Annotated in this window: 26 protein-coding genes and 1 pseudogene; 10 read left to right on the top strand and 17 right to left on the bottom strand. The window is 67.9% G+C overall.

All coding sequences use genetic code 11. The features are described 5' to 3' along the window. Positions 1–27 precede the first annotated feature (27 nt). From lptA to argS, 4 genes are all read right to left on the bottom strand, one after another. Positions 28–666 (bottom strand): lipopolysaccharide transport periplasmic protein LptA, encoded by a 639-nt coding sequence (lptA, locus tag FVQ98_RS06855; RefSeq protein ID WP_147912764.1) that lies wholly within the window; start codon positions 664–666, stop codon positions 28–30. Positions 667–807: 141 nt separating this feature from the next. Further along, on the bottom strand, positions 808–1,446 hold the full coding sequence (locus FVQ98_RS06850; protein WP_147912681.1) for a thiol:disulfide interchange protein DsbA/DsbL: 639 nt from the start codon (positions 1,444–1,446) through the stop codon (positions 808–810). A 93-nt stretch (positions 1,447–1,539) separates the two neighbouring features. Then, on the bottom strand, positions 1,540–2,328 hold the full coding sequence (locus FVQ98_RS06845; protein WP_255507666.1) for an SPOR domain-containing protein: 789 nt from the start codon (positions 2,326–2,328) through the stop codon (positions 1,540–1,542). Between the two features lie 5 nt (positions 2,329–2,333). After that, positions 2,334–4,007 (bottom strand): arginine--tRNA ligase, encoded by a 1,674-nt coding sequence (gene argS, locus FVQ98_RS06840; RefSeq protein ID WP_147912679.1) that lies wholly within the window; start codon positions 4,005–4,007, stop codon positions 2,334–2,336. Between the two features lie 84 nt (positions 4,008–4,091). On the opposite strand from argS, the gene FVQ98_RS06835 reads away from it, so the two are divergent. Continuing rightward, the gene (locus FVQ98_RS06835; protein ID WP_147912678.1) at positions 4,092–5,084 is read left to right on the top strand and encodes a glycosyltransferase family 2 protein; all 993 of its coding nucleotides are present in this window, start codon (positions 4,092–4,094) and stop codon (positions 5,082–5,084) included. Further along, positions 5,081–5,455 (top strand): GtrA family protein, encoded by a 375-nt coding sequence (locus tag FVQ98_RS06830; protein ID WP_255507665.1) that lies wholly within the window; start codon positions 5,081–5,083, stop codon positions 5,453–5,455. Before FVQ98_RS06835 ends, FVQ98_RS06830 begins: the two co-directional genes overlap by 4 nt. Before the next feature lie 193 nt (positions 5,456–5,648). On the opposite strand, the gene FVQ98_RS06825 is transcribed toward FVQ98_RS06830, so the two are convergent. Genes FVQ98_RS06825 through FVQ98_RS06810 form a run of 4 tightly spaced genes read right to left on the bottom strand, consistent with a single transcriptional unit; the run spans position 5,649 to position 9,498 of the window. Beyond that, complete coding sequence (locus tag FVQ98_RS06825) at positions 5,649–6,503, bottom strand: ChbG/HpnK family deacetylase (RefSeq protein ID WP_255507664.1); 855 nt, start codon at positions 6,501–6,503, stop codon at positions 5,649–5,651. Further along, complete coding sequence (locus FVQ98_RS06820) at positions 6,494–8,005, bottom strand: glycosyltransferase family 39 protein (RefSeq protein WP_147912677.1); 1,512 nt, start codon at positions 8,003–8,005, stop codon at positions 6,494–6,496. Before FVQ98_RS06820 ends, FVQ98_RS06825 begins: the two co-directional genes overlap by 10 nt. A gap of 9 nt (positions 8,006–8,014) precedes the next feature. Next, positions 8,015–8,473: a DUF2214 family protein gene (locus FVQ98_RS06815; RefSeq protein ID WP_147912676.1), complete on the bottom strand. Its 459-nt coding sequence runs from the start codon at positions 8,471–8,473 to the stop codon at positions 8,015–8,017. Between the two features lie 29 nt (positions 8,474–8,502). Continuing rightward, the gene (locus FVQ98_RS06810) at positions 8,503–9,498 is read right to left on the bottom strand and encodes a LysR family transcriptional regulator (protein WP_147912675.1); all 996 of its coding nucleotides are present in this window, start codon (positions 9,496–9,498) and stop codon (positions 8,503–8,505) included. A gap of 122 nt (positions 9,499–9,620) precedes the next feature. Here FVQ98_RS06810 and FVQ98_RS06805 point away from each other — a divergent pair, with 122 nt between their 5' ends. After that, the gene (locus tag FVQ98_RS06805; protein WP_147912674.1) at positions 9,621–10,376 is read left to right on the top strand and encodes a hypothetical protein; all 756 of its coding nucleotides are present in this window, start codon (positions 9,621–9,623) and stop codon (positions 10,374–10,376) included. Between the two features lie 323 nt (positions 10,377–10,699). After that, positions 10,700–12,919 carry a malate synthase G gene (locus FVQ98_RS06800; protein ID WP_147912673.1) on the top strand — a complete coding sequence of 740 codons (2,220 nt, stop codon included), beginning with the start codon at positions 10,700–10,702 and terminating at the stop codon, positions 12,917–12,919. 159 nt (positions 12,920–13,078) lie between these two features. On the opposite strand, the gene FVQ98_RS06795 is transcribed toward FVQ98_RS06800, so the two are convergent. After that, positions 13,079–13,408, bottom strand: a complete 330-nt coding sequence (locus tag FVQ98_RS06795; RefSeq protein ID WP_147912672.1) for a hypothetical protein — start codon at positions 13,406–13,408, stop codon at positions 13,079–13,081. Between the two features lie 50 nt (positions 13,409–13,458). After that, positions 13,459–13,842 carry a TraR/DksA family transcriptional regulator gene (locus FVQ98_RS06790; RefSeq protein ID WP_187265659.1) on the bottom strand — a complete coding sequence of 128 codons (384 nt, stop codon included), beginning with the start codon at positions 13,840–13,842 and terminating at the stop codon, positions 13,459–13,461. A gap of 52 nt (positions 13,843–13,894) precedes the next feature. Here FVQ98_RS06790 and FVQ98_RS06785 point away from each other — a divergent pair, with 52 nt between their 5' ends. Beyond that, positions 13,895–14,137 (top strand): cysteine-rich CWC family protein, encoded by a 243-nt coding sequence (locus tag FVQ98_RS06785; protein WP_255507663.1) that lies wholly within the window; start codon positions 13,895–13,897, stop codon positions 14,135–14,137. A gap of 12 nt (positions 14,138–14,149) precedes the next feature. Here the strand turns inward: FVQ98_RS06785 and FVQ98_RS06780 are convergent, their stop codons facing one another. After that, positions 14,150–14,515, bottom strand: coding sequence for a hypothetical protein (locus FVQ98_RS06780; protein WP_147912670.1), 366 nt, complete (start codon positions 14,513–14,515; stop codon positions 14,150–14,152). Positions 14,516–14,587: 72 nt separating this feature from the next. Here FVQ98_RS06780 and FVQ98_RS06775 point away from each other — a divergent pair, with 72 nt between their 5' ends. From FVQ98_RS06775 to FVQ98_RS06765, 3 genes are all read left to right on the top strand, one after another. Continuing rightward, entirely contained in the window at positions 14,588–16,096 is a 1,509-nt protein-coding gene (locus tag FVQ98_RS06775; protein WP_147912669.1) for an MFS transporter, read from the top strand. A 10-nt stretch (positions 16,097–16,106) separates the two neighbouring features. After that, positions 16,107–16,874: a class II glutamine amidotransferase gene (locus FVQ98_RS06770; RefSeq protein ID WP_147912668.1), complete on the top strand. Its 768-nt coding sequence runs from the start codon at positions 16,107–16,109 to the stop codon at positions 16,872–16,874. Positions 16,875–17,193: 319 nt separating this feature from the next. Beyond that, positions 17,194–18,399 (top strand): MFS transporter, encoded by a 1,206-nt coding sequence (locus tag FVQ98_RS06765; RefSeq protein ID WP_147912760.1) that lies wholly within the window; start codon positions 17,194–17,196, stop codon positions 18,397–18,399. On the opposite strand, the pseudogene FVQ98_RS06760 reads toward FVQ98_RS06765, so the two are convergent. Next, positions 18,335–19,756: pseudogene (locus FVQ98_RS06760) on the bottom strand (chloride channel protein); the annotation flags it as partial. The gene FVQ98_RS06765 and the pseudogene FVQ98_RS06760 overlap by 65 nt on opposite strands. An 81-nt stretch (positions 19,757–19,837) precedes the next feature. Between FVQ98_RS06760 and ssb the strand changes: the two are divergent. Together ssb and FVQ98_RS06750 are read left to right on the top strand one after the other, a co-directional pair. After that, entirely contained in the window at positions 19,838–20,356 is a 519-nt protein-coding gene (gene ssb / locus FVQ98_RS06755; RefSeq protein WP_147912667.1) for a single-stranded DNA-binding protein, read from the top strand. Between the two features lie 178 nt (positions 20,357–20,534). Then, on the top strand, positions 20,535–21,776 hold the full coding sequence (locus tag FVQ98_RS06750) for an ABC transporter substrate-binding protein (RefSeq protein ID WP_187265658.1): 1,242 nt from the start codon (positions 20,535–20,537) through the stop codon (positions 21,774–21,776). A gap of 57 nt (positions 21,777–21,833) precedes the next feature. On the opposite strand, the gene FVQ98_RS06745 is transcribed toward FVQ98_RS06750, so the two are convergent. The 5 genes from FVQ98_RS06745 to cysT form a co-directional block, all read right to left on the bottom strand. After that, positions 21,834–22,148, bottom strand: coding sequence for a hypothetical protein (locus FVQ98_RS06745; protein ID WP_147912666.1), 315 nt, complete (start codon positions 22,146–22,148; stop codon positions 21,834–21,836). Between the two features lie 92 nt (positions 22,149–22,240). Next, positions 22,241–22,630: a universal stress protein gene (locus FVQ98_RS06740; RefSeq protein WP_147912665.1), complete on the bottom strand. Its 390-nt coding sequence runs from the start codon at positions 22,628–22,630 to the stop codon at positions 22,241–22,243. A gap of 231 nt (positions 22,631–22,861) precedes the next feature. Continuing rightward, entirely contained in the window at positions 22,862–23,956 is a 1,095-nt protein-coding gene (locus FVQ98_RS06735; RefSeq protein ID WP_147912664.1) for a sulfate/molybdate ABC transporter ATP-binding protein, read from the bottom strand. A 71-nt stretch (positions 23,957–24,027) separates the two neighbouring features. Beyond that, complete coding sequence (gene cysW, locus FVQ98_RS06730; protein WP_147912663.1) at positions 24,028–24,927, bottom strand: sulfate ABC transporter permease subunit CysW; 900 nt, start codon at positions 24,925–24,927, stop codon at positions 24,028–24,030. Further along, entirely contained in the window at positions 24,924–25,802 is an 879-nt protein-coding gene (gene cysT, locus FVQ98_RS06725) for a sulfate ABC transporter permease subunit CysT (protein WP_187265657.1), read from the bottom strand. The genes cysW and cysT overlap by 4 nt, the downstream gene beginning before the upstream one ends. Between the last annotated feature and the right edge of the window lie 135 nt (positions 25,803–25,937).

The raw sequence follows: 25,937 nt of genomic DNA, 5'->3' as shown, positions 1-25,937 counted from the left end.
AGGCGAGTTCTTCCGCGCTGGCTTCGTTCACCGCGGCGTTCCCGAAGCGGGCGGCAAGGTGGTGGAAGAACGCAGCGGCGCACTGGCGCCAGCGGCCGGCGCCGTGGCAGCGGGGGCGGCCCCGGCCCCACTGTTGCGCGGCGCCAGGATCGCCCGCACGCGGCCGCCCGGCGCGGCCGAGGGGGCGCCAGAAGCGCGCGCACCGGCATCGACGGTGTAGACCTCGGTCACGTTGTTGTAGACGATCAGGCTGCCCATGACCTCGTCCTGCACCGTGGCGCCGGCCAGGCGCCGCATTTCGGCGCGGCGCACGAAGCGCACGATGTCGCTCTTGCCGTCGTATTCGATGGTTTCGCCTTCGCCTTCGATGTATTCGTCCACGCCTTCGCGCTTCTGGCGAAAGAACGCGCGCTTGCCGGGTTCGGCAAACATCGTGCCGGACTGGTTGCCGGCGGCGTCCTGCCGCACTTCAAGGCGGGCACCACGCATGACGATGGTGCCCTTGGTCACCACCACGCGTCCCGTGAACGTGGTGACCTGGGACTGGTCTTCGTAGCGGCCGGTGTCCGCCTCGATGTTCATGGGTTTGTCGCGGTCGGCGCGTTCCGCATGGGCGAGGGGGGTGAGCGCCAGCGCCAGCAGACCTGCTGCGACGCCACCGACCATTCGGCGCAGGAGATGGGAAATTTGGGGCACGGTTTTTGCTTTGCTCAGTCGATTCATTGTACGCGCTGAGGGCGTGCACGCCGGGCGACGCCCCATGAAAAAAGCCCGCTGGCGCGGGCTCTCGGGATGTGCGTCAGGCGATCAGGCGCCCTTGCGTTCCTGCGCGATCAGGTTGTTGGTCACCTGCATCATGCGCTCGAAGCCACCACCCAGCGAACCATCGGTGTAGTAGCGGCCGGCAATGCCGAGTGCGGGCGTGCCTTCGACCTTGTAGGCCTCCTGCAGCTGGCCCGCCTGGCGAATCTTGGTGGCCACGCCAAACGACTTGTAGGCGGCTTCGAACTTGGCGCGGTCCACGCCCTGCTCGGCTACCCACGGGAACAGCACGTCGGGCTTGTCCAGGCGCACGCGCTGCTTTTGCAGCGCCTCGAACACCTTGGCGTGCAGGGCGTCGACCTTGCCAACCGCTTCCAGGCCATAAAAGATGCGCTGCAGCGGCTCAAAGCTGGGGCTGAAGCCCACGTGCTCCAGGCGCACCACGACGTCCTTGGCCGCGCCCTTCTTCCAGGCCTGGAACATCGGGTCGAAGTTCATGCAGTGCACGCAGCCGTACGAGAAGAACTCCACCACTTCGATCTGACCGGCCGGCGCTGCCACGGGCGCGCGCGGCTTGACGTCCAGGTAACCCTTGTCCGACTTGGACTGGGCGTGGGCGGGCAGTGCCAGCAGGCCCGGCAGGGCAGCGACGGTGGCGCCAAGGGCGAATTCGCGACGTTTCATCTTGTTCTCCAATTCAGGGGTAGCGAGCTATGGAGTGAACCCACGCCCGCGAAGTTCCGCTGCGCTCAGGTTTCCATCAACCCATGTGACGGATTAACGCTGCACCCGCACCAGGGCGGAATCAAAGCCGTTGCCGTCCAGCCGGCCTTTCACGCGGTCGGCGGCGTCCTTGTTCTGGAAGGGGCCGACGCGCACGCGATACACGGTGCGGCCGGCCTGTTCGCGCTCGGTCACACGCGCTTCCACGCCCATCAGCGACAGCCGCGCGCGCTGGGCGTCGGCGTCGTCCGAAGTGCGGAACGCCCCGGCTTGCACGAAATAGGTGAACGGATCGGCCGCGGCACTGGGCGCAGCCGTGGTCGACGAGCCGGCGCGTGCAGCCGCCAAGTCGCCCAGCGGATCGGACGAGGAAGACGGCTTGGGCGGCGGCGTGCGTGCCGTGGTTTCCGCGGGGGGCTTGGTGGCTGCAGTCGCAGTGTCGGGCTTGCTGGCGGCGCGCGCGGCCGAAGCGGCGGCGGTGCGGCTGGGCGGCGTTACTTCGGCAGGCGGCGGGATCGGGCGGGTCGACGGACGCGCCACCTCAGCCGGCGTGGGGACCGGGGCGGGTTCGGGCGCCGGGGCTACCGTGCCGGCAGCGCTGGGGCTGGCCGGGCGCGCGCCGTTGCGGTTGCGCAGCGGGCTGTTGGGGTCCCAGTCGCGGTTCTTCTCGGCTTCGGCGGCGTCCTGGCCACTGGTGCGTGAGGTGTTCTTGTTGACGAACGGGATAGGCACCTTGGCCACGTAGATGGCCACGGCCAGCGCGGCCGCCAAGCCGACCATCATGCCCAGGATCACGCCCAGAAAGGTGCCGCCGCGTTGCTTCGAATTCATCATGGTGGACATAACGCTTACATCTTGGTCGGCGCGGACACGCCGAGCACCAACAGGCCATTGTGCAATACCTGCGCGGTGGCGGCGACCAGCGCCAGGCGGGCCAGTTTGACCGGCTCGTCGTCCACCAGGATGCGCTCGGCGTCGTAGTAGCTGTGGTAGCTCGCGGCCAGATCGCGCAGGTAGAAGGTGACATCGTGTGGCGCAAAATCCTGCGCCGCGGCGGCCAGCATGTCGGGGTACTTGGCCAGCTGGAGCATCAGCGCCTGCGCGGCCGGGCTGTCCAGTGGGCTGAGGTCAACGTCCACCAGCGAGGCCACCTCCCCGCCCCAAGCTTCCAGCACCGAGCAGATGCGCGCGTGCGCGTACTGCACGTAGTACACAGGGTTGTCGTTGTTTTTCTGAACCGCCAGGTCCACGTCGAAGGTGTATTCGGTGTCGGGCTTGCGGCTCAGCAGGAAGAAGCGCACGGCGTCGGCGCTGGTCCATTCGATCAGGTCGCGCAGGGTCACGTAGCTGCCAGCGCGCTTGCTGATCTTGACCTCTTCACCGCCACGCACCACGCGCACCATGGTGTGCAGCACGTAGTCGGGGTAGCCCTGCGGGATGCCGACATCGGCCGCCTGCAGGCCGGCGCGCACGCGGGCGATGGTGCCGTGGTGGTCGGTGCCCTGGATGTTGATGACCTTCGGGTAACCGCGTTCCCACTTGCTGATGTGGTAGGCCACATCCGGCACGAAGTAGGTGTAGCCGCCGCCCTGCTTGCGCATCACGCGGTCCTTGTCGTCGCCGTAGTCGGTCGACTTCAGCCACAGCGCGCCGTCCTGCTCGTAGGTGTGGCCGTTGGCGATCAGGCGCTGCACGGTGTTCTCGACGCGGCCGCTGGTGTACAGGCTGGATTCCAGGTAGTACTCGTCGAACTTCAGGCGGAAGGCCTGCAGGTCCTTGTCCTGCTCGTTGCGCAGGTAGGCGACGGCGAACTGGCGGATGTTGTCGGTGTCCTCGACGTCGCCGTTGGCCGTGAACTCGCGGTCGTCGGCCTTCACCGTTTTCTTGGCCAGAAAGTCGTTGGCGATGTCCTGGATGTAGTCGCCGTTGTAGGCCGCTTCGGGCCAGCCGGCGTCACCCGGTTTCAGGCCCTTGGCGCGCAGCTGCGTGCTTTGGGTCAGCGTCTCGATCTGCACGCCGGCGTCGTTGTAATAGAACTCGCGGTGCACCTGCCAGCCTTGCGTGGCCAGCAGGTTGCAGATCGCGTCGCCCAGCGCCGCCTGGCGGCCGTGGCCGACGTGCAGCGGCCCGGTCGGGTTGGCGCTGACAAATTCAACCAAAACGCGGTCTGGCCCTACAGGAATCTGCGCGAACAGCTCCTTTTGTTGTAGCACTTCGCGCACTACCTGCTGCTTGGCGGCGGGCTTGAGGCGGATGTTCAGAAACCCGGGGCCGGCCAGCTCGATCGCGTCGACCCAGTGCTGGAACGCGGGCGCGGCTTCCAGCGCGGTCTTGAGCTGTTCACCCAGCGCGCGCGGGTTGGCCTTCAGCGGCTTGGCCAGCTGCATGGCGGCCGTGCAGGCCAGGTCGCCATGCGCGGCCTGCTTGGGCGATTCGAACGCGGCTTTGTCGCCAGCGCCGGGCGATAGTTTTTCCAGCTCGCCGGTCAACGCGGCCAGCAAATCTTGCTTAACGGAGGGCATGGCGTGAATTATCCATGCGCTCAGCCCGCATTCTGGCGGGGTCGTGCCGTACGCGCGCCACGGTTCGGCGGCATGATGCGCGCCATGATCGACCGCGCCACCGCTGCTCCCCGTCTGTCCTGCATCCTGCCGGCCTACAACGAGGCGACCAATCTGCCGCGTGTCGTACCCGAGGTGCTGGCCGCTCTGGCGCGGCTGTCGCCGCACGTGGAGCTGATCCTGGTCAACGACGGCAGCCGCGACGACACGTGGGCGGTTGCGGCCCAGCTGTGCCTGCAGCACCCGCAACTGGTGTTGATCGACCTGTCACGCAACTTCGGCAAGGAGGCGGCGCTGTCGGCCGGCCTGGACCATGCGCGCGGCGACGCGGTCTTCATCATGGATGCGGATGGCCAGCACCCTACGGCCCTGCTGGCCGACATGCTGGCGGCGTGGACGCGGGGCTTTGACGTGGTCTACACCGTGCGCCGCACCCGCACCGACCAGTCTGTCCTGCAACGCCGGCTGACGCGCCTGTTCTATGGCCTGGTGAACTGGCAGGCGCGCGTGAAGGTGCCGCCCAACGCGGGCGACTTCCGGCTGCTGGATGCGCGGGTGGTGCAGGCGCTGCGCCTGATGCCCGAGCGCCACCGTTTCATGAAGGGCCTATACGCCTGGGTCGGCTTTCGCAGCCTGGCGTTGGACTACGAGCCGCTGCCGCGCCTGGCCGGTGAAACGCGCTTTGGCCTGCGGGGCGCGTTTGGCCTGGGTGCGACCGGCCTGCTGGCGTTTTCGGCCACGCCGCTGCGTCTGATGGGCGTGGGGGGCATCCTGTTGTCGCTGGCGGCCTTGTTTTACGGTAGCTGGGTCGTTTTTGAATACCACTTTCTGGGCATCGACGTGCCTGGCTACGCCACCATCGTGGCTGGCATGATGTTCCTGGCCGGCGTGCAACTGATGTCCATTGGCCTGCTGTCCGAGTACGTCGCGCGTATCTACGACGAGGTCAAACGGCGCCCGCTGTACCTGGTGGCGCGGCAGACCGGGCATGGCCTGCCCGACGTCCCAGACGCCGCGAGCGAAGGCGCCCGGCGGTGAGCGCGCTGCGCACGGGCTTCTGGTTTGGTGTGGTGGGCGCAACGGCAGCGCTGACGCATGCGTTGGTGTTCGGGTTGGTACAGCCGGGTGCCTGGCCTGAACTGGCCAACGCCGCGGGCTTTGGCGTCGCGTTCGTGGTCAGCTTCGTCGGGCACCGCTGGCTCAGCTTTCGCGATGCCGGCACTGGCGTGCGGCAAAGCCTGGGGCGCTTTGCCGCGACCGCGTTGCTGGGGTTTGCGACCAACGAGCTGGTGTTTGTGCTGCTGCTGCGCGGCCTCGGCTGTTCGTCATGGCCGGCGCTCGTCGCGGGGCTGCTGGTGGCAGCCGGGCAGACGTTCCTGCTCAGCCGCTTCTGGGCTTTCCGGCGCTGACCGCCGGATCGTCCAGCGCCGGTCGTACTCGGGGCGCCAGTCCCTGCGGCTATAGGTGCCAGCGAGCGTTTCCGGTGCGCAGCGCGGCCCGGTCAGCGGCCAAACAGGTAGCTCCACAGGCCGGCGTGGTCGCGAGCCGCCGGCAGGAACCAGGGCGCGGCGATCCAGGCCGCACGGCCGTTCATGCGGCGCTTCAGGTCGTGCCCGAGAAGAGCGTGCTGCCCCTGACCAATTGGATGCGGTGCTGGGCGAGCTGCGCGGCAAAGCGCTCGCTGGCCAGAAATTGCGCTTCGCGCTTGCGGGCGAGGGCGATCGGGTCATCGGGTTCGGCAGTGCCCGACGCCTGCGCATCGCCCGGGTGGCACATCAGCACGGTGCCGGCGGCGCTGCCGGCCAGCCAGCGCGCCATGTGCGCGGCGTATGCATCGGTACTGCCTTCGAAGTTGTAGATGCCGGACAGGGCTGTAGCGGTAGGCAGATCTACGCGAGCAGCTAGCTTTTTGAGAGAGTTGCCGCCGAGCGCGCCGATGATGCGCGCTTTCAGGTCGCGCTGGCCCGCGGGCGCGCACGACAGGCGCAGCCATGGCGGCCGTGCCTGGCCGCCGTAGCGTTGACGCAGGCTGTCGACCAGCGCTTGGCGGATGCCGGCGAATTGCTGCACATGCTGGTGACCGTCCACGTGGTCGGGTGGCGCGCCCCAGGCGGCTTCGAAGGCGTCGAGCTGGCGCTCGATTTCGGCGCGCGCGGCGGTGCGGTCAAAGCCGCCGATCAATGCGCGCCGCATGGCCTGCTGCAAACCCATGCCGTGGCCGCGGGCCTGCGCAAACGGGCTGGTCCAGTCGAGGTGCAGGCCGACGTCGATGTGGCCACGCAGCGGGGCCAGCGCGGCCGCGTCCTGCGGCCAGCGCGGAGACAGCACCATGGCGCTGGTCGCCGTCAACCGCCCCATGCCAGCCAGGCGGCGAATGGCCGCGCTGATGCCGGCGCTTTGCGCGTAGTCGTCAGCGCACAGCACCAGTGGTTTGAGCGTGCAGGCGGTCATGGACATGCCACCACCGCAGTCCCGCCGCTGTGCTGCGCGGCGCGGCGCAACCGGTCTTCAGCCGCGCGGTAGCGCGGGTCCAATGGGGGCGGCGCCGGATGGGGCCACCAAGCCCAGCCCGGTGCCAAGGCGCTCGCTTCGGCCGGGGGATGGCAGGTCGGCCAGACGCTGATGATGCGCCCCTTCTCCAGATCGATCGCGCTGAGCCAGGGACTGCGCGCCAGTTGGCCGTCGATCAGCACACGTGGCCGGCCCGGCAGGTGGCGCGCGAGCATGCCGGCCATGCCATAAGGTCCGTTGATGAGGTCGACTCTGTCCGTCTCGCCCGTGATCGTGCGGGCCAGCACCGCGAAGTCGCGCTGCTTCCAGCCGCCAGTGTCCATGGGGCCGCGCGCACTGACCTCCGACATCCTCAGCGTGTAAAAGAACAGTGCCGCCTGCAGGGCGACCCAAAGCCACCAGGTCGCAGGTGGCGGCGCCGCGTCCCCCAGGCGCCACCGCCGTGGCAAAAGGACCAGCACGGCGGGCAATGTCCACAGCGCGAAGGCGGTGCTCCATTTCATCTGAAGGAAGATGCCGCCCGCCAGGCAGAGCGACGCCATGATCGCCATGGGCCCAAAGCCAGCCAGCAGCAGGAAATCGCGTTTCAAGCGCCCCGGCGCCGAGCCAGGCGGGTGCACCGCGCGGGCCCGCGAGCAACCCAGCATACCGGCGACCGAGAACACCAGTACCCACGCAGGCGCCAGGCGGTTGCCCATCCAGTCGGCCACCCAGAGCAGCACGTGAGCAGGCCGGTCAGCCAGGGGCAGATGCGCGCCGAGCGAGCTGTCGCTGGCGTAGCTGAGCGGCGCCCAGTCTGCATGCGCCAGCCACAGCAGGTGCGGTGCGAAGACCAGGGTGGCCAAGAAGACCGCCAGTGCCAACCCTCTTCGATGCGCCGGTGAGCGCCAGCCGCCAATGCGCACCCACCACGCGAGCATGCAGAGGGCGACCAGCGCCATCTGGTACTTGGCCAGCATGCCCAGGCCCAACAGCACGCCGATGGCGGCCCAGGTGCGCACTCTCGGGCGTTCGGTGACGCGCCACAACAGGGACAGTGTTCCGGCGATGAGGGGCAGCATCACCACGTTGTGGTTGTAGATCGGCAAGCGGTCGGTCGCGTACGTCAGGCACAGCGCCCCCAGCACTGCCAGCAAGGCGTCGCCACGCCCCAGCAGACGCCTCACTGTGGCGTGGAACAGCAACAGCGTGAGCACCATAGAGCCAGCGCTCAGGGCGTACGTCAGCAGCGGTGTTGCGGGCCAGGCAGGGCTGGCAGCGGCCAGCAGCCAGGTGGGCAGAGGCGGGTGCTTGTAGTAACCCCACGCAAGGGCTTCGCGCCAGACCAGTTGCTCAACGTTGTCAATGGGCGGCGTGGGGTACAGCCAAACCGATAGCGCCGTCCATGCGCCAACAAAGGCCAGCAACCATGCCACCAAGCGCCGCGTTGCAGCGTCGGAACGGATCACGGGAGTCCTTCAGTGGCCGAAGCCGCGAGCGAGAAACACCGCCGCCAGGGGGATCACCGCGACGAGGTGGGTTTCCAGCATGACGAGCCTGCGAGCGCCGGCGATGTCCTGCTCGGGCGGCAGTGCGCCATCGCTCAGCCATCGCGCTTGCCAGCGCAGGAAGCGTCGCGTGGGGCCGAGCATGAGCACGGCGGTCACCACGAACAGTGTCAGCTTGAGGTGCAGCAGCCAGTTGCCCCAATACCAGGCGGCGCCCTTGGCGCCCAGGTAGACGCGCAACAGACCGGTGACCAGCACCGCAGCGGTGGCGATCCACAAGATCCGGTCAAGCCGTACCAGGCGCTGCACGATCGCCCCGTTGAGCCATTCGCGCCGGCACAGGGCGGCCTCACTGGAGGCGAAAACAATCCATCCCAGTACCGCGCTGATGTGAAAGAAGGCGAGCCACGCTTCCTGCATGACGTGCATCGTACGCGAGGATTGTTACAGGGGCTTACCTAGCGCCGGGTGCCATTGGCGCTGCCATGCCAGTAGCCGGGATCGGCATAGCGCTCGCGCAAGTGGTCTACCCACAAGCGCACGCGCAGCGGCAGGTGCTTGGTGGGGTGCGGCAGGATGGCATAGATGCCGTTGGGCGGCGCGGCAAAGGCCTCCAGCACCGGCACCAGTTGGCCGGTGGCGATTTCGTGCTCCACCTCCCAGGTCGAACGCCAGGCGATGCCGTGGCCGGCCAGGCACCAGTCGTGCAGCACCTGACCGTCCGAGCAATCCAGCGGGCCGCTGGGGCGCAGGTAGATGACTTCGCTGCTGGCGTCGCTGTCGGCCAACGGTTCGGTCGGGCTGCCCTCGGCGCGCTTGGCCAGGTCGGTGTGCGGCACGCGAAACGCCCAGCCGCGCGTCTGCGAGGCGTCGCTGGACAGCGCCAGGCAGTCGTGCCCGGTCAGATCGCGCGGGTGCTCCGGTGTGCCGCGGCGCGCCAGGTAGGCGGGCGCGGCCACCGCCAGCCGCCGGTTGTCCGCCAGGCGGATGCTGACCAGGGACGAGTCGGGCAAGTCGCCAACGCGCACGGCGCAGTCGTAGGCTTCGGCCGCCAGGTCGATCACCCGGTCCGACAGGTTCAGCGAGATGCGCAGCCGCGGGTGCGCCGCGTGAAAGGCCGGCAGCAGCGGCGCGACGTGCCGTCGCCCAAAGCCCGCTGGCGCCGTGAGGCGCAGGTGGCCGCTGGCCTGCACGCCGCCGGCCGACACGCTGGCTTCGGCGCCGGCCACCTCGGCCAGGATGCGCTGGCAGTCGTCCAGAAAGGCCGTGCCCTCGTGCGTGAGGGCGATGCGCCGTGTGGTGCGCACCAGCAGCTTCACGCCCAGGTGTTCTTCCAGCGCGTCCAACCGCCGCCCGATCACCGCCGGCGCCACCCCTTCGGCGCGCGCCGCGGCGCTCAGCGAGCCGCGCGTGGCCACCGAGGCGAAGGTCTCGAAAGCCTTGAGCTTGTCCATGGAGCGGGCATTATGCGCAGTCGCCACGTTCTTGAGTCCTCCCCTTGGTGTGGGGGTCGTCAGTGGGGCAGGGGCTGTGCGATCATCAGGTTGCACCTGCCCCGGCAAGGTGACGAACGGACATGCCGCCAGCCCCCAACCCTCCTTCTGCCTCGCGCATTGACGTGCGCACGCTGAGTCTCGCCCAGCTCCAGCTACTGGCCGAGCGGGGCAGCCGCCGTGCGCGCGCCGAGTTGGAAGGGCGCATGCGCGCGGCCAGTCCTGCGCCAGCGCCAATGGGCCATGGTGGCCCAGGGCGGAACGAGCGGCGCGCCATGAACGACGGGTTCGTTCCCGCTGAGCGGTCCGTCGCCGCGGGGTCCGCCGTGTTGCGCACTCCGGCAGGGCCGCCGGCCGATCTGCCGACCCTGACCGAGCGCGCGCACCCGTCGGGCTCAGCGCCTTTGACTGCCCACATGGCCCCACCGGCGGCTGGTGCGCCCGGCCCTGCGCAGTTGAACGAGGCGCTGCAGAAGCAACTGGAGCTGATCGCTCAGCAGGAAGGTTCCGCCTCGCGTGCCTCGGGGCCACCCCGCCTGCTGGGCATGGTGATGATCGCCTGGGGTGCGCTGTTGCTGGTGGGCGGGCTGATTTCGCTCACCCACGGGGGCGGCGTTTACTACCTGTTCTGCGGCCTGGGCTCGGCCGCGATCGGCTGGTTGCTGATGCGCTGCAGCCGCTGGGCGATGGTGGTGCACGGCGTGCTGCTGCTGATCGCGCTGGGCTGGGCCTGGCGAAGTTCGGACGCCAGCGTCGGGCTGGCGCTGGTCCAGGCTGCGCCGGTGTGGATCGCAGCACTGTGGATGGCGATCCGGCCGGTGAGAGAAGGCCTGGATTGACACTGGGGGCGCAACGTTGTCCCTGCAGATCACCTCAGTTTTATAAGAAATCGAACTCCGGCGCTAGAACTGATTGCGCAGGCAGCTACCAAAAGCATAGTATTTTTGCGCCGTTGCGGTCAGGCGCAGGTGTCTGACGTGGCTTTCCCGCCCGTGGCCTTGCGTCGCCTACCCCAGCATTTTTGGCCTATCTTTGCGTTTTGGTCACAGGTTTTGCGATCTTTGCTTTGTTTTTTAACCAAAACAAATCGAATACAGTCGAATGAAGCGCTCGCCCTGGCGGGCGCGACGGCTTTTTCAGATTCGCTTTCACGAGGTTTGCCATGACCGAACGCACCCAAGCCCACGACTTGCAAGTCGCCAACGAGCTGTACGAATTCGTCAACCAGGAAGTGCTGCCCGAAGTTGGCGTGGCGCCTGACGCCTTCTGGCGCGGCTTCTCGGACATCGTGACCGAGCTGGCGCCCAAGAACCTGGCGCTGCTGGCCGAGCGCGATCGCCTGCAGGCGGAGTTGGACACCTGGCACCGCGCCAACCCCGGCCCGATCACCGACATGCGCGCCTACCGCCAGTTCCTGGAAGGCATTGGCTACCTGGTGCCCGTGCCCGAAAAGGTGCAGGTGACGACCGAACACGTCGACGACGAACTGGCCGTGCAGGCCGGCCCCCAGTTGGTGGTGCCGATCCTGAACGCGCGCTACGCGCTGAACGCCGCCAACGCGCGCTGGGGCAGCCTGTACGACGCGCTGTACGGCACCGACGTCATCCCCGAAACCAAGGGCCTGGAAAAAGGCGGCAAGTACAACGCCAAGCGCGGCGCCAAGGTGATCGAATGGGCGCGCTACGTACTCGACCGCACCGCGCCGCTCAAGAAGGGCTCGCACATCGATTCGACCGGCTACGTCATCAAGGATGGCGAGCTGGTGGTCAAGCTCAAGGGTGGCAAGAGCAGCAAGCTGGCCGACCCGAGTCAACTGGTCGGCTACCAGGGCAAGCCGCAGGCGCCCACGTCGGTGCTGCTGGCGCACAACGGACTGCATCTCGACATCCAGATCAACCCCAAGTCGCCGATCGGCAAGAACGACCCGGCTGGCGTGGCCGACCTGGTGGTCGAAGCCGCCGTGTCGACCATCCTGGACCTGGAAGACTCTGTGGCCGCGGTCGACGCCGCCGACAAGGTGCTGGGCTACCGCAACTGGCTGGGCATCCTGCGCGGCACGCTGACCGAGAGCTTCCAGAAAGATGGCAAGACGCTGACGCGTGGCCTGAACCCCGACCGCGTCTACACCGCGCCGAACGGCAAGGGCGAGGTGACGCTGCACGGCCGCTCGCTCATGTTCCTGCGCAACGTGGGCCACCTGATGACCAACCCGGCCATCCTGTACAAGGCCGCCGACGGCAGCAGCAAGGAAATCCCCGAAGGCATCATGGACGCCGTGGTCACCACCGCCATCGCGCTGGTCGACCTGCAGGGCAAGGGCCAGGACGGCCTGCGCAACTCACGCAAAGGCAGCGTCTACATCGTCAAGCCCAAGATGCACGGCCCGGCCGAAGTCGGCTTTGCCAGCGAGCTGTTCGGCCGCGTCGAGAAGCTGCTGCACCTGCCCTACAACACCGTCAAGCTGGGCATCATGGACGAAGAGCGCCGCACCAGCGTCAACCTCAAGGCCTGCATCGACGCGGCCAAGGCGCGCGTGGCCTTCATCAACACCGGCTTCCTCGACCGCACGGGCGACGAGATGCACAGCTGCATGATGGCCGGTCCCGTCTACCGCAAGGGCGACATGAAGACCAGCGCCTGGATCCAGGCGTACGAGCGCAACAACGTGCTGGTCGGCCTGGCCTGCGGCCTGCGCGGCAAGGCGCAGATCGGCAAGGGCATGTGGGCCGCGCCCGATTTGATGGGCGAGATGATGAAAGTCAAGATCGGCCACCCCAAGGCCGGCGCCAACACCGCCTGGGTGCCTAACCCGACCGGCGCCACGCTGCACGCCATGCACTATCACCAGGTGCTGGTGAGCGACGTGCAAAAAGGCCTGGAGCAGGAGTTGGCCCACGCCGACATTCAAGCGCTGCGCGACGAGCTGCTGACCGGCCTGCTCACCATCCCCGTCGTGCCCTCGCCCAAGTGGACGGCGCAGGAAAAGCAGCAGGAGCTGGACAACAACGCGCAGGGCATCCTGGGCTATGTGGTGCGCTGGGTCGACCAGGGCGTGGGCTGCTCCAAGGTGCCCGACATCCACAACATCGGCCTGATGGAAGACCGCGCCACGCTGCGCATCAGCAGCCAGCACATGGCCAACTGGCTGCTGCACGGCGTCGTCAGCAAGGGCCAGGTGCAGGCCACGATGGAGCGCATGGCCGCGCTGGTCGACCAGCAGAACGGTGGCGACAAGGCCTACCGCAAGATGAAGGGCAGCTTCGCCAAATCGGCCGCCTTCCAGGCCGCGTGCGACCTGGTCTTCAAGGGCATTGAGCAGCCCAACGGCTACACCGAGCCGCTGCTGCACGCCTGGCGTCAGAAGGTCAAGGCCGGCGCCTGAGGCCGGTCAGCGCACGGCAGCTACGGTATCAAAATCGTAGCTGCTTGCGCAGATGGTTGTAGGGCTGGAGGCCTATTTGACTTGAAACCGCGCTTCGGCGCGGTTCTTCTTTTTGCGCGAACGACCGTGTGGGCCCGTCAGCGCGGCGCGGTGATCGCCTCACTCCAGCGGCTTGACTTCCAGCACGGTGCGCGTGCCGTCGTAGTTCGTGCGCACCAGCTCGCGCCGGCCCGCGCGGCATTGCACGAAGTCGGCGTTCAACTCGCCGCCCGCGCGCTTCAGGCACGTGGCCTTGTCGCCCGGTGGCACCGTCACCCAGCGGGGCGGTGGTGGCGGCGACAGCGCCTGCCCGGCAGCGGTCTGGCGCAGTTGCTGGCGCCAGTCGGCCAGCGGCGGCACGTACGGGTCCAGCCAGGTTGTCCACCAGGCGGCGGCCGCCGCGCCCAGCAGCAGCACCACGGCGCCTGTCAGCCAGGTGGAACGGCTCATGGAAAAAGCGTGTCGACGCGCGCGGCGTTGCGGGTGTCAGCCGGTGCCGGTCAGCCGCGCGCGGCGGCCTGTTCCTTTTCCAACTCGGACTTGCACTTGACGCAGTGCTGCGTCATCGGTTCGATCTTCAGGCGCTCGAAGGGGATGGCGCAGCCGCAGCGGGCGCAAAAGCCGTAGCTGCCGTCGTCCATGGCTTCCAGCGCGCGGTCGATGCGGGCGATGTCGGCGGCGTCCAGGTTGGTCAGGGCAGCGTCCACTTCGCGGGTCTGGTTGCGCAGGCGCGCGTTGTCGTCCTGCGAGACGCTGCCGGCGTTCACTTCGGGCGGCGCCAGGTTCTCGATGTTCTGGTCCATCTCGGCCGTCAGGGCCTTGCGCTTGGCGAGCAGCAGATCCTTCAATTCCTTCAATTGGGCGGCACTCAGTCCATCGCTCATCGCGGTTCTCCGTTCAGTCGTCAAAAAGCCGCGCACCGGGCGCGGCGAGGTCATGGATCAGAATACCATCCCCATGAAAGCGGATATTGATCCCGTCGATACGGCGCGCTGCCCGCTGTGCGGTGGCCCGAACGGCTGCGCCATGGCGCAGGTCGTCGCGGGCGCGGCACCGGTCGCCTGCTGGTGCCGGGACGCCGACTTTGCGCCCGAGCTGCTGGCGCGGGTGCCGCCCGAGGCGCGGCGGCGCGCGTGCATCTGCGCGGCCTGCGTGGCCGCCGCCGCCGTGGATCGCTGAAGCCGGGCGGCCTTACTTGACCGGCTGGCTGGTCGGCGCCAGCAGCCAGCCGACGATGTCCTGCGCGGTCCGGTCGGTCACTTCGCGGTGACCGACAATGGCGCGGGGGCCGCTGGCCGTGGCGCGCATTTCTTCAAGCCAGTGGTCGGCGATGGCCTTGGGCTCCTTGTTGCCCCTGGCCGCACGCTGCTTCATGCGCTCGAAGGAAGGCGCCTCGCCGCGCGGCACGCTGCCGTGGCAGTTGAGGCAACCCATGTTGGCGGCCAGGTTGGCGTCTGCCCGGGCGACGGGCGCGGCCAGTGTCAGGGCCATCAGCAGGCCCGACGCCACGCGACGCCCGATCGGGGCTCGCAAGAGGTTCATGGGTGCGGTGGACATGCGAGCCATGATAGACCTGCGCTTGGCCCAACGAAAGCGCCAAAACGCCAAAGCGCTATGCTTTTGTCCTTCATGTCCGGCCCGCCCGCTTCTCCCGAAACTCCCCCCTCCACCCTCGCTGGCGCGCCCGGCACGCTGGAGGCACTGCGGGCGCGCCACGGCGAGCGCCTGCGCTGGCTGATGCTGATGGCGGTGATGGTCGGCACCATCGCTTCCATCATGTCGTCCACGGTGGTCAACGTCGCCATTCCGGCGCTGGCGCACCAGTTCCACCTGCCGCAATCGATGGCGCAATGGGTGTCCAGCGGCTTCATGGTGGCCAGCACGGTGACGATGCTCACCACGCCCTGGCTGCTGGGCCGCTTTGGCTACCGCAGGACGTACGTGGGCTGCATGTGGCTGCTGATGGCCGGCGGCATCCTGGGCGGCCTGGCGCAGAACTTTCCGCTGGTGCTGGTGGCGCGTGTGGCCGAGGGGCTGGCGGCCGGCGTGCTGCAGCCGATCCCGGCCATCATCATCATGCGGGCCTTCCAGCCGCACGAGCAGGGCCGGGCGATTTCGCTATTCACCGTGGGCGTGATCCTGGCGCCTGCCGTGGGGCCGTCGATCGGTGGCCTGCTGGTCGACTGGTTCGGTTGGCGCTCGATCTTCTTCATGGTGGTGCCGTTTTGCCTGGCGTCGATGTGGCTGGCGCGGCGGTACGTGCCGATCACCGGGCCCGGCGGCGTGATGGCCAGCGCCAGCGAGCGGCTGGACTGGGGCGGGCTGGCCCTGGGCACGGTGGGCACGCTCAGCCTGCTGGACGGCCTGGTGTCGCTGCGCGAGGGGCCGCCGATGCGCGCGTGGGGCCTGCTGACGCTGGCGCTGGTGTGTTTCGCCGCGTTCATCGGGTGGCAGCGGCGGCGCGCGCGCCTGGGGCAGGCGCCCTTGATGGACCTGCGCCTGTTTGCTTGGCGGCCGTTCGCCATGGGCTCGCTGGTGGCGCTGATCTACGGCACGGCGCTGTTTGGCTCGACCTACCTGCTGCCGGTCTACATGCAGATGGCGCTGGGCCTGTCGGCGTCCAGCGTCGGCTCGGTGCTGCTGCCGTCCGGGCTGGTGCTGGCCGCGGCCATCGCCATCGTCGGGCGCTGGGCCGACACCACGCCCGCCAGCTGGCTGGTCAACATGGGGCTGGCGCTGCTGGCGCTGTCGTTCGCGCTGATGGTGCTGATCGATCTGCGCAGCGGGCTGTGGATGTTGATCACCTTCAGCATCGTTGGCCGCATCGGCCTGGGCTTCATCCTGCCGTCGCTCAACCTGGGCGCCATGCGGGGGCTCGACAAGGACCTGCTGACGCAGGGCCCGAGCGCCATCAACTTCATCCGCATGCTGGGCGGTGCCGCCGGCGTCAGCCTGTGCGGCATCGCGCTCGAATGGCGCCTGTCGGCGCACGGCACCACGCTGACAGATAACGCCCACGCCGCCGCCCGTCTGGCGGCGTTCGACGAGGTGTTCCTGATGCTGGCCGCGCTGTGCGCGCTGGCCATGCTGGCGGCGCGGCACCTCGGCGGGCACAGCCGCCTGACGCCAAGGGACTAGACTCGTCGCCATGTGCCAGCTGCTCGGAATGAACTGCAACACGCCGACCGACGTGACCTTCAGCTTCGCCGGTTTCGCCCAGCGCGGCGGCCGCACCGACCACCACGCCGACGGCTGGGGCATCGCTTTTTTTGAAGGCGCCGGCGTGCGCCAGTTCGTCGACGTCGAGCCGGCCTGCGACTCCGGCCTGGCAAAGTTCGTGCGCGGCTACCCGATCCAGAGCCGCAACGTCATCTCGCACATCCGCAAGGCCACCGTGGGCGAGGTGCGGCTGGAAAACTGCCACCCTTTCGTGCGCGAGCTGTGGGGCCGCTACTGGGTGTTCGCCCACAACGGCGACCTCAAGGACTACGCGCCGCACCTGCACGGCCACTTTCATCCTGTCGGCAGCACCGACAGCGAACAGGCCTTCTGCTGGCTGATGCAGGAGCTGGCCAAGTCGCACGCCAGCCTGCCCCCGGTGGATGAGCTGACGCGCACGCTGCGCGAACTGGTGCCGCGGGTGGCGCGCCACGGCACCTTCAACTTTCTGCTGTCCAACGGCGAGGCGCTGTGGGCGCACGCGTCGACCAAGCTGTGCTACATCGTGCGCCAGCACCCCTTTGCCAGCGCCCAACTGGCCGACGAAGACCTGGCCATCGATTTCGCCCAGCACACCACGCCGCAGGACCGCGTGGCCGTGGTCGCCACCACGCCGCTGACGCGCAACGAGACCTGGACGACGTTCGCGCCGGGCGAGCTGCGCGTGTTCGTCGACGGCGCGCCGCTGGCCGGCTGAGCGGCCGCTGCTGCCCGCCGATACCTGGCGCGGCATCAACCGCAAGGTTTTTAGGGAAATATGCCTCCAGTCCTACAGTCATCTGCGCAAGCAGCTATTGAAAACATAGCAAAATGAAGATGGCTCGGCAGACGCTCGGGGCTCGCACCCACCTGTTCGCCGCCTGAGCCGCCACCGACCGCAGGCGCGCCGGGCGCCCCCGCACATCGATGCGGGACAATAGCCCCCGGCTGGCGCCCCTTGGCGCCCACACGCCTTTGCCTGCATGTCCGCTCCCCACGCTTCCCGCTCCGCGGCCGACGCCGCCCCTGCCCACCGCATGACCCCCGCCGAACGGCGCGCCAGCTTCTCGATGGCGGCGATCTTCGCGCTGCGCATGCTGGGTCTGTTCCTGGTGCTGCCCGTGTTCGCGCTGGAGGCGGCCAAGCTGCCCGGCGGCAACGACCCGGCGCTGATCGGCCTGGCCATGGGCGTGTACGGCCTGACGCAGGCGGTGATGCAGGTGCCGCTGGGTCTGGCGTCCGACCGCTTCGGGCGCAAGAAGATCATCGTGCTGGGCCTGGTGGTGTTCGCCGTGGGCAGCGCGCTGGCCGCGCTGGCCCCCACCGTGCAATGGCTGGCGGTCGGCCGCGCCGTGCAGGGCGCCGGCGCGGTGTCGGCCGCGGTGACGGCGCTGCTGGCCGACCTGACGCGCGACGAGGTGCGCACCAAGGGCATGGCGCTGGTGGGTGCCAGCATCGGGCTGACGTTTGCGATTTCGCTGATGGCCGCGCCGCCGCTGGCCGGCGCCATCGGGCTGTCGGGCCTGTTCTGGCTGACCGCGCTGCTGGCACTGGCCGGCATCGCCGTGGTCCTGCTGTGGACCCCGGCCGAGCCCGCGCGCCACGCCGACATGCCGCGCGGCAAGCTGTCCGACGTGTGGCTGCACCCCAAGTTGTGGCGGCTGGATTTGGGCGTGTTCGTGCTGCACACCGTGCAGATGGCGATGTGGGGCGTGGTGCCGGCACTGCTGGTACAGGCCGGCGTGCCCAAGGCCGAGCACTGGCACGTCTACCTGCCCGCCGTGGGCGTGTCCTTCCTGTTGCTGGGCGGCCTTTTCGCGCTGGAGCGGCGCGGCCAGCTGCGTCTGGTGCTGCGGGGTGCGGTGGCGCTGCTGTTCGTGGTGCAGGTGGCGCTGCTGGTGCTGGCGCCGCGCCAGCCGGGCGTGTGGGCGCTGGGCATCGCGCTGTTCGGATTCTTTGTGGCCTTCAACATCCTGGAGGCCAGCCAGCCGAGCCTGATCTCGCGCATGGCGCCGGCCCACGCGCGCGGTGCGGCGCTGGGCGTCTACAACACGCTGCAGTCCCTGGGCCTGTTTGCCGGCGGCGCCTTGGGCGGTCTGGCGCTCAAGGCGTGGGGGCCGACGGGGGTGTTTGCGGCGACGTCGGCGCTGGCGCTGGTGTGGCTGCTGCTGGGCTGGGGTCAGCCGGTGCCGGCTCAGGCGCAGCAGGGGGATCCGTCAACGCCCCCGCCGCCCGCGCCTTAGCCGCAGCTTCGCTGGCCTGCGCGGCGATCGCGCCCGCCAGCATGCGTGAGGCCAGCGTTTCATAGAGCGGACGGCTGATCATGCGCGAGATGGCGGCCGAGATCATCGCCACCGCCATCAGGGACAGCACCACCGGGCGCCCGTCGATCATCTCCATCACGATGATGAAGGCCGTGAGCGGCGCCTGCGTCACCGCGGCCAGAAAGCCAGCCATGCCCATGGCCACCAGGGCGACGTTGACGTCGCCCTGCGTCAGCAGCGAGACGTCGTAACCCAGCCCGGCACCGACCGACAGCGACGGCGCGAACAGGCCGCCCGGCACGCCGGTCCAGGCCGTCAGCCAGGTGGTGATGAACTTCATCACGCCGAACACCTCGGCGCCGGGGACGGGCGACTCGGCGTGCAGCAGGTGGCGCGCTGCTTCGGTGCCGCTGCCCGTGGTCATGCCGCCCGTGGACAAGCCGATGATGGCGATGAGCAGTCCGACCAGCGCCGCAAAGGCCACCGGCCGCGCACGCCGCAACGCACTGAGCCGGTCGGTCGACTGGCCGCTGAGCGAAATGATCAGCAGCTTGGAAAACAGCCCGCCCGCCAGGCCACACACCATGGCGACCAGCAGTGACGGCACGATGTGCCGCAACCCCAGCGGGGCGACCTCGATCGAGCCGAAGTACGCCGAGTTGCCGAAGGCCGACACACCCATCAGGCCGGCCAGCACGATGGCCGCGATGATCACGCCGCTGTAGCGCGCCTCGAACTTGCGCGACAGCTCTTCGATGGCGAACACCACCCCCGCCAGCGGCGCGTTGAAGGCGGCGGCGATCCCCGCCGCGCCGCCCGCCACCAGCAGCATGTAGGGGTTGATCAGCGCCTGGCGGTGCCGCATCCAGCGCTGGCAGTGCAGCATGACGCCGGCGGCCACCTGCACCGACGGCCCTTCACGGCCGACCGACAGGCCGCCCAGCAGTCCGGCGGAGGCCAGTGCGACCTTGGCCGCCGACAACTTGAGGGAGACAAAGCGCGAACGCCCGGCGTCGTCCAGCCCGGGGTCCAGCGCCGCCACCACCTGCGGAATGCCCGAGCCCGCCGCCAGCGGGAAATAGCGCCGCGTGACCCAGACGATGCCGGCGGTCACGGCCGGCGTCCACAGCAGCAGGAACCACTTGGGTGCGGTGTCGGCCAGCGATTCATAGAAACCGTAGGCCATGTAGCTGAGCAGGGTGAACGCCACCACCACCAGGCCCGCGACCGCGCCGTAGGCCAGTACCACCGCCCGGTCCACCCAGCGCCAGCCGTCCGAGAGCTCGCTGCGCAGGTGGCTGTAGAAGTCGGGGTCTTGGTTCTGGCCGTCGGACATGCCGGGTCATTCTGACACGCGGGTTTCGCCGGACATGTCAGAATTGGCCGTTTCCGAGATCCGCACCTGCGAACCCATCCCATGGCCTCCGTCAACAAAGTCATCATCGTCGGCAACCTGGGCCGCGACCCTGAAACGCGCACCTTCCCGAGTGGCGATCAGATCTGCAACGTGCGCATCGCCACCACCGACAAGTGGAAGGACAAGCAGAGCGGCGAAATGCGTGAGCACACCGAATGGCATTCGGTCGTGTTCAACGGCCGCCTGGCCGAAATCGCCGCGCAGTACCTGCGCAAAGGGTCGCAGGTCTACGTCGAAGGCAGCCTGCGCACGCGCAAGTGGCAGGATCAGTCGGGCGCCGACCGCTATTCCACCGAAATCCGCGGCGACACCATGCAGATGCTGGGCAGCCGCCAGGGCATGGGAGGTGCCGGAGACGAGGGCGGTTACGGCGGCGGCGGTGGAGGTGGCGGCTACGACGCGCCGCGCCGCGCCGCGCCCGCACCCGCTTCGCGCCCGCCCGCGCCCCGCGCAGCCCCCGCGCCTGCGCCATCGTCCTCGTCGGGTTTCGACGACATGGACGACGACATCCCCTTCTGATCGGCGCGGAGCCGAGCCAAGCAGCCTACCCGCCGGTGGGCTTTTTTGTGCTCGTTTTTCGGCCGGCATGAAGCTGCCCAGCCCCGTTCCGCCAGTGCGACAGGTTCTTTCCGGGTTGACGGGACCGTCGTGCGTGACTAGCGTAGGCACCTAATTCACCAACTGGAGAGGAGCAGGTATGGGCAAGGGCGAACGGCAGACGGTCAAAGTGGGGGCGTGGTGCGCGGCTGCGGTGTTGATGGCCGCGACCGCGGCCCACGCGGCGGGTGCGAGCGACAACGTGGTCAAGATCGGCGTGCTGACCGACATGTCCGGCGTGTCGGCCGACAACTCGGGGCGCGGCTCGGTGGTCGCGGCCGAACTGGCGATCGCGGACTTCGCCAAGGACAAGAAGGTGCTGGGTCAGCCGATCGAGCTGATCAGCGCCGACCACCAGGGCAAGACCGACATCGGCGCCAACCTGGCGCGCGAGTGGTTCGACACCAAGCAGGTCGACATGATCACCGACCTGACCTTTTCCAACGTGGCGTTGGCGGTGCAGAAAATCGCCGACGACAAGGGCAAGCTGGCCCTGGTCACCGGCGCCGGCTCGGCCGCCATCACCAACGAACAGTGCAACAAGAGCACCGTGCACTGGATGTACGATACCTACGCGCTGGCCACGGGTACGGCACGCGCGCTCAGTGCGCAGGGGCTCAAGAGCTGGTACTTCATCAGCGCCGACTACGCCTTTGGCGCCGCGCTGGAAAAGGACGCGCGCGCCATCGTTCAGGCCAACGGCGGCCAGGTGCTGGGCAGCGTCAAGCACCCGGTGGGCACCAGCGACATGTCGTCCTACCTGCTGCAGGCGCAGAACTCCAAGGCGCAGGTGATCGGGCTGGCCAACTCGGGCGCGGACACGCTGAACACCGTCAAGCAGGCACGCGAATTCGGCCTGGGCACGGGCGCCAACAAGCAGGTCTTCACGCCGCTGTTGGCGCTGTTGACGGAGGTGCACGGCATGGGCCTGCCCAACGCGCAGGGCATGTACATCACCACCGGCTTCTATTGGGACCAGGACGCGCAGACGCGGGCATTTTCCAAGCGCTACTTCGACCGCATGAAGAAGATGCCGACCATGATGCAGGCGGCCGTGTACTCGGCCGTGCTGCACTACCTGAGGGCCGTGCAGGCCGCCGGCACCGATGAGGCGCAGGCCGTGATGGCCAGGATGAAGGCGACCGAGGTCAACGACGCCGTGGTGCGCAAGGGCAGGATCCGCGACGACGGCCGCTTGGTGCACGACATGATGCTGGTGCAGGTCAAGACGCCGACCGAATCCAAGGGCGAATGGGATCTTTACAAGATCCAGCAGACCATTCCGGGCGATCAGGCCTTCCAGCCGCTGGCGCAGTCGCGCTGCCCGTTGATCAAAAAGTAAGCGCTTATTGGCAAACCTCCTTGCGTCGCAAAGAGGCTTTGACTCAAACGTCTAGTGTTAGAGGGCGACCTCGAGATCAATCTCGTCTACGCATGTTTGAGCGCGAGAATGATTGTCGGCCGTCCTCCAATGACCGTCTTTCACGGATACGTTGATAAGGTCGTCGATCGGAATGCATCGCCAGTTTTCGGGAGAGCCGGGGATGATTGCGCCACTACTACTAGTACCGCCGAATTGATAGAACAGCGCTTGAGTGCGGCCGTTCTTTTTCCCAATCACGTGGGGGCACATTTCTCGAAGGTGTCCCTTGTACGTGGCTACAACGATCTGCCTATTCGAAATGGCTTTTCTGACAACTTCGTAAGTGCTCATGGTTTTATCAGTCAGGGAACTGGTTGGCCGGAAGCATCTGCAGTCACAGGTGCCTCTGGCCCAAAATGAATTGCCGACGGTGATAGACAGGATCAGTCGGCCTTCACGGCCAGCACGGGGCAGGACACGGTCATCAGGATCTCCTGCGCCGTGCTGCCCAGCAGCAGCTTGCCCACGGCCGAGCGGCGGCGCAGGCCGATCACCAACACCGACACCTGCAGCTGGTGCACCAGCTCGTCGATTTCTTCCACCGCGCTTTTGCCGCGCACAAAGTGCTTGAACTCGGCCGGCACCGACAGCGTGGCCAGGCGTTCGGCCACGCGTTCACCTTCGTAACCATCGACCACGCTCGCGTCGTCGCGCCCGCCGGGGCCGGCGTTGACGACGACCAGCGGTTCATTGCGGCGGGTGGCGATTTCGATGCCTTTGTCCAGGGCGGCTTTGCCTTCGGGGCGCGCGACGTAGGCGACGAGGATGGTCATGGCGGCTTCCTTGTGTGAGATGCGGTCAGTGCATGGAATGCGCGCGCGGCGCGCGCGTCGCCCGGCAGCATAGCGCGGCCCCGCGCACTTGGCGATGAGGGAAAGCGACAAGGCCCGGCGTGGTGGCCGGTGCCCGTGGCGCCCAGTGCCGGCAATTCATGCCAAAAACGGCGTTGGCGCTACAACCACCTGCGCAAGCAGCTATCGATACTGCAGCGATAGCGCCGCGCGTCAGATCATCGTCGCCGGGTCGTCTGCCACTTCCAGGAACACGCGCGCCTTGCGCGGGGCCACGCGCACGGTGTCGCCTTCGCCCACGCCCAGGCGGCGGTATTCGTCGGCGGGCAGGTGCGCTTCCAGGATCTGTTCGTGCGCGTCGCCGGCATTGGCCAGCAGCTCCAATCGCGCCATCGGGCCGACCACCAGGGCGCGGTCCAGGCGCACCGGCAGGCCTTCGGCGCCGGGCAGGTCGGGCACGACGGCCAGATCGCTCGGGCGCACGAAGGCCATGGCGTCGGCGTCCAGCGCGCCCGCCACCTCCGGCGCGGCGATTTGCCAGTCGCCCACCTGCATCTGGCCACCGCTGGCGCGGCCGCGGAACAGGTTCACATCGCCCAGAAAGCCGTACACAAAGGGGCTGGCCGGCTGTTCCCACACCTGCTGCGGCGTGCCGACCTGCTCGATCTGGCCCTTGTTCATGACGACCACGCGGTCGGCCACTTCCAGCGCTTCTTCCTGGTCGTGCGTGACGAAGATGCTGGTGACGTGCAGCTCATCGTGCAGGCGGCGCAGCCAGCGGCGCAGTTCCTTGCGCACCTTGGCGTCCAGCGCGCCGAAGGGCTCGTCCAGCAGCAGCACCTTGGGCTCGACGGCCAGCGCGCGCGCCAGGGCGATGCGCTGGCGCTGGCCGCCGGACAGCTGCGACGGGTAGCGGTCGGCCAGCCAGTCGAGTTGCACCAGCTTCAGCAGCTCGGTCACCTTGGCCCGGATCTGCGCGTCGCTCGGGCGCTGGCTGCGCGGCTTCACGCGCAGGCCGAAGGCGACGTTTTCGGCCACCGTCATGTGGCGGAACAGCGCGTAATGCTGGAACACAAAGCCGACCTGGCGCTCGCGCACGTGCACGTTGGTGGTGTCGGCGCCGCTGAACAGGATGCTGCCCGCGTCGGCCGATTCCAGCCCTGCGATGATGCGCAGCAGCGTGGTCTTGCCGCAGCCCGAGGGGCCGAGCAGCGCGACCAGTTCGCCCGAGCCGATGTCCAGGCTGACGTCGTTCAGCGCGCGAAAGTTGCCGAAGTTCTTGTTGACGTGGCGGATCTCGATGCTCATGTCATTACTCTTGATTTTGTAGCTGCTTGCGCTGGTGGCTGTAGCGCTGAAGCAGGATTTGACTCAAATGTTCAAGTGGCGAGCGGTGGCGCGACGATCGGCTCGGGCGGCAGCTCGGTGCTGGCCTTCAACTCGCGCGCGTGGCGCCACTCGACCAGTGTCTTGATCACCAGCGTGACGATGGCCAGCAGCGCCAGCAGCGACGCCACCGCGAACGCAGCCGCGCCCTGGTATTCGTTGTAGAGAATCTCCACGTGCAGCGGCATGGTGTTGGTCTGCCCGCGGATGTGGCCGCTGACCACCGACACGGCGCCAAACTCGCCCATGGCGCGCGCGTTGCACAGGATCACGCCGTAGATCAGGCCCCATTTGATGTTCGGCAGGGTGACGTGCCAGAAGGTCTGCCAGCCGCTGGCGCCCAGCACCTGCGCGGCCTGCTCTTCGTCGCTGCCTTGCGCCTGCATCAGCGGGATCAGCTCGCGCGCGATGAAAGGGAAGGTCACGAACACCGTGGCCAGCACAATGCCCGGCACGGCGAACACGATCTTGATATCGTGCTCGGCCAGCCACGGGCCCAGCCAGCCCTGCGCGCCGAACACCAGCACGTAGATCAGGCCGGCGACCACGGGCGACACGGAAAACGGCAAGTCGATCAGCGTGGTCAAAAACGCCTTGCCGCGGAAGTCGAACTTGGCGATGCACCAGGCCGCGGCCACGCCGAACACCAGGTTCAGCGGCACGGCGATGGCGGCCGTCAGCAGCGTCAGGCGGATGGAGGCCAGCGCGTCGGGCTCCTTCAGCGCGTCCCAATACGCCGCCCAGCCGCCGCGCAGCGCTTCGACAAACACGGCCGCCAGCGGCAGCACCAGAAACAGCGCCATGAAGCCGAGCGCCAGCGCGATCAGCAGCGCGCGCACCGCGCGCGATTCGGTGGTGCGCACGCGCTTGGGGATGCCTACAGCCGCGCTCATGCGGCACCTCCGTAGCGGCGTCGGCCCCAAGCCTGCAGGCCGTTGATGATCAGCAGCAGGATGAAGGAAATCAGCAGCATCACCGACGCGACCGCGGTGGCGCCGGCGTAGTCGTACTGCTCCAGCTTGCCGATGATGATCAACGGCGTGATCTCGCTGACCATCGGCATGTTGCCGGCGATGAAGATGACCGAGCCGTATTCGCCCACCGCCCGCGCAAACGCCATGGCAAAGCCCGTCAGCAGCGCCGGCGCGATGGCCGGAAAGATCACGCGCCAAAAGGTCTGCCAGCGCGTGGCGCCCAGGCAGGCGGCGGCCTCTTCCAGTTCTTTCTCGGTGTCTTCCAGCACCGGTTGCACCGTGCGCACGACGAAGGGCAGACCGATGAAGATCAGCGCGACGACGATGCCCGCGGGCTTGAAGGCCAGTTCGATCCCCAGCGGCTCCAGATACTGGCCGATCCAGCCGTTGCCGGCCAGGATGGCGGTCAGCGCAATGCCCGCCACGGCGGTGGGCAGCGCAAAGGGCAAATCGACCAGTGCGTCGGCGATTTTCTTGCCTGGAAATTGGTAGCGCACCAGCACCCAGGCGATCAGCAGGCCGAACACCACGTTGACCAGCGCCGCGATCAGCGAGGCGCCGAACGTCAGCCGGAACGAGGCCAGCACGCGCGGCGCGCTGATGGCGGCCCAGAAGTCCGCCCAGCTCATCGACAGCGTCTTGAACACCAGCGCCGACAGCGGGATCAGCACGATCAGGCCCAGGTACAGCAGCGTGTAGCCCAGCGTCAGGTTGAAGCCCGGCAACACGCGCCGCGCCGCGCGCCGACGCGGCGGCGGCGCAATGCCGGGTGAAGAAAGAATCGCGGTGCTCATATCAATTTGATAGCTGGCTGCGCAAGTGGGCGTAGGGCTGGAGGCCGATTTGGCTTTGAATTCGGTTAAAGGTGGGCCGTTCATGTGAGCCCGACAACAGCGGCCAAAGCCCACTGCATGTCGAGCCAGCGCAAC

This window comes from Ottowia flava (genome assembly GCF_008017535.1).
Lineage (GTDB): Bacteria > Pseudomonadota > Gammaproteobacteria > Burkholderiales > Burkholderiaceae_C > Ottowia > Ottowia flava.
Note: the sequence above shows the minus strand (reverse complement) of the source record. Positions and strands in the feature narration are given on the sequence as shown.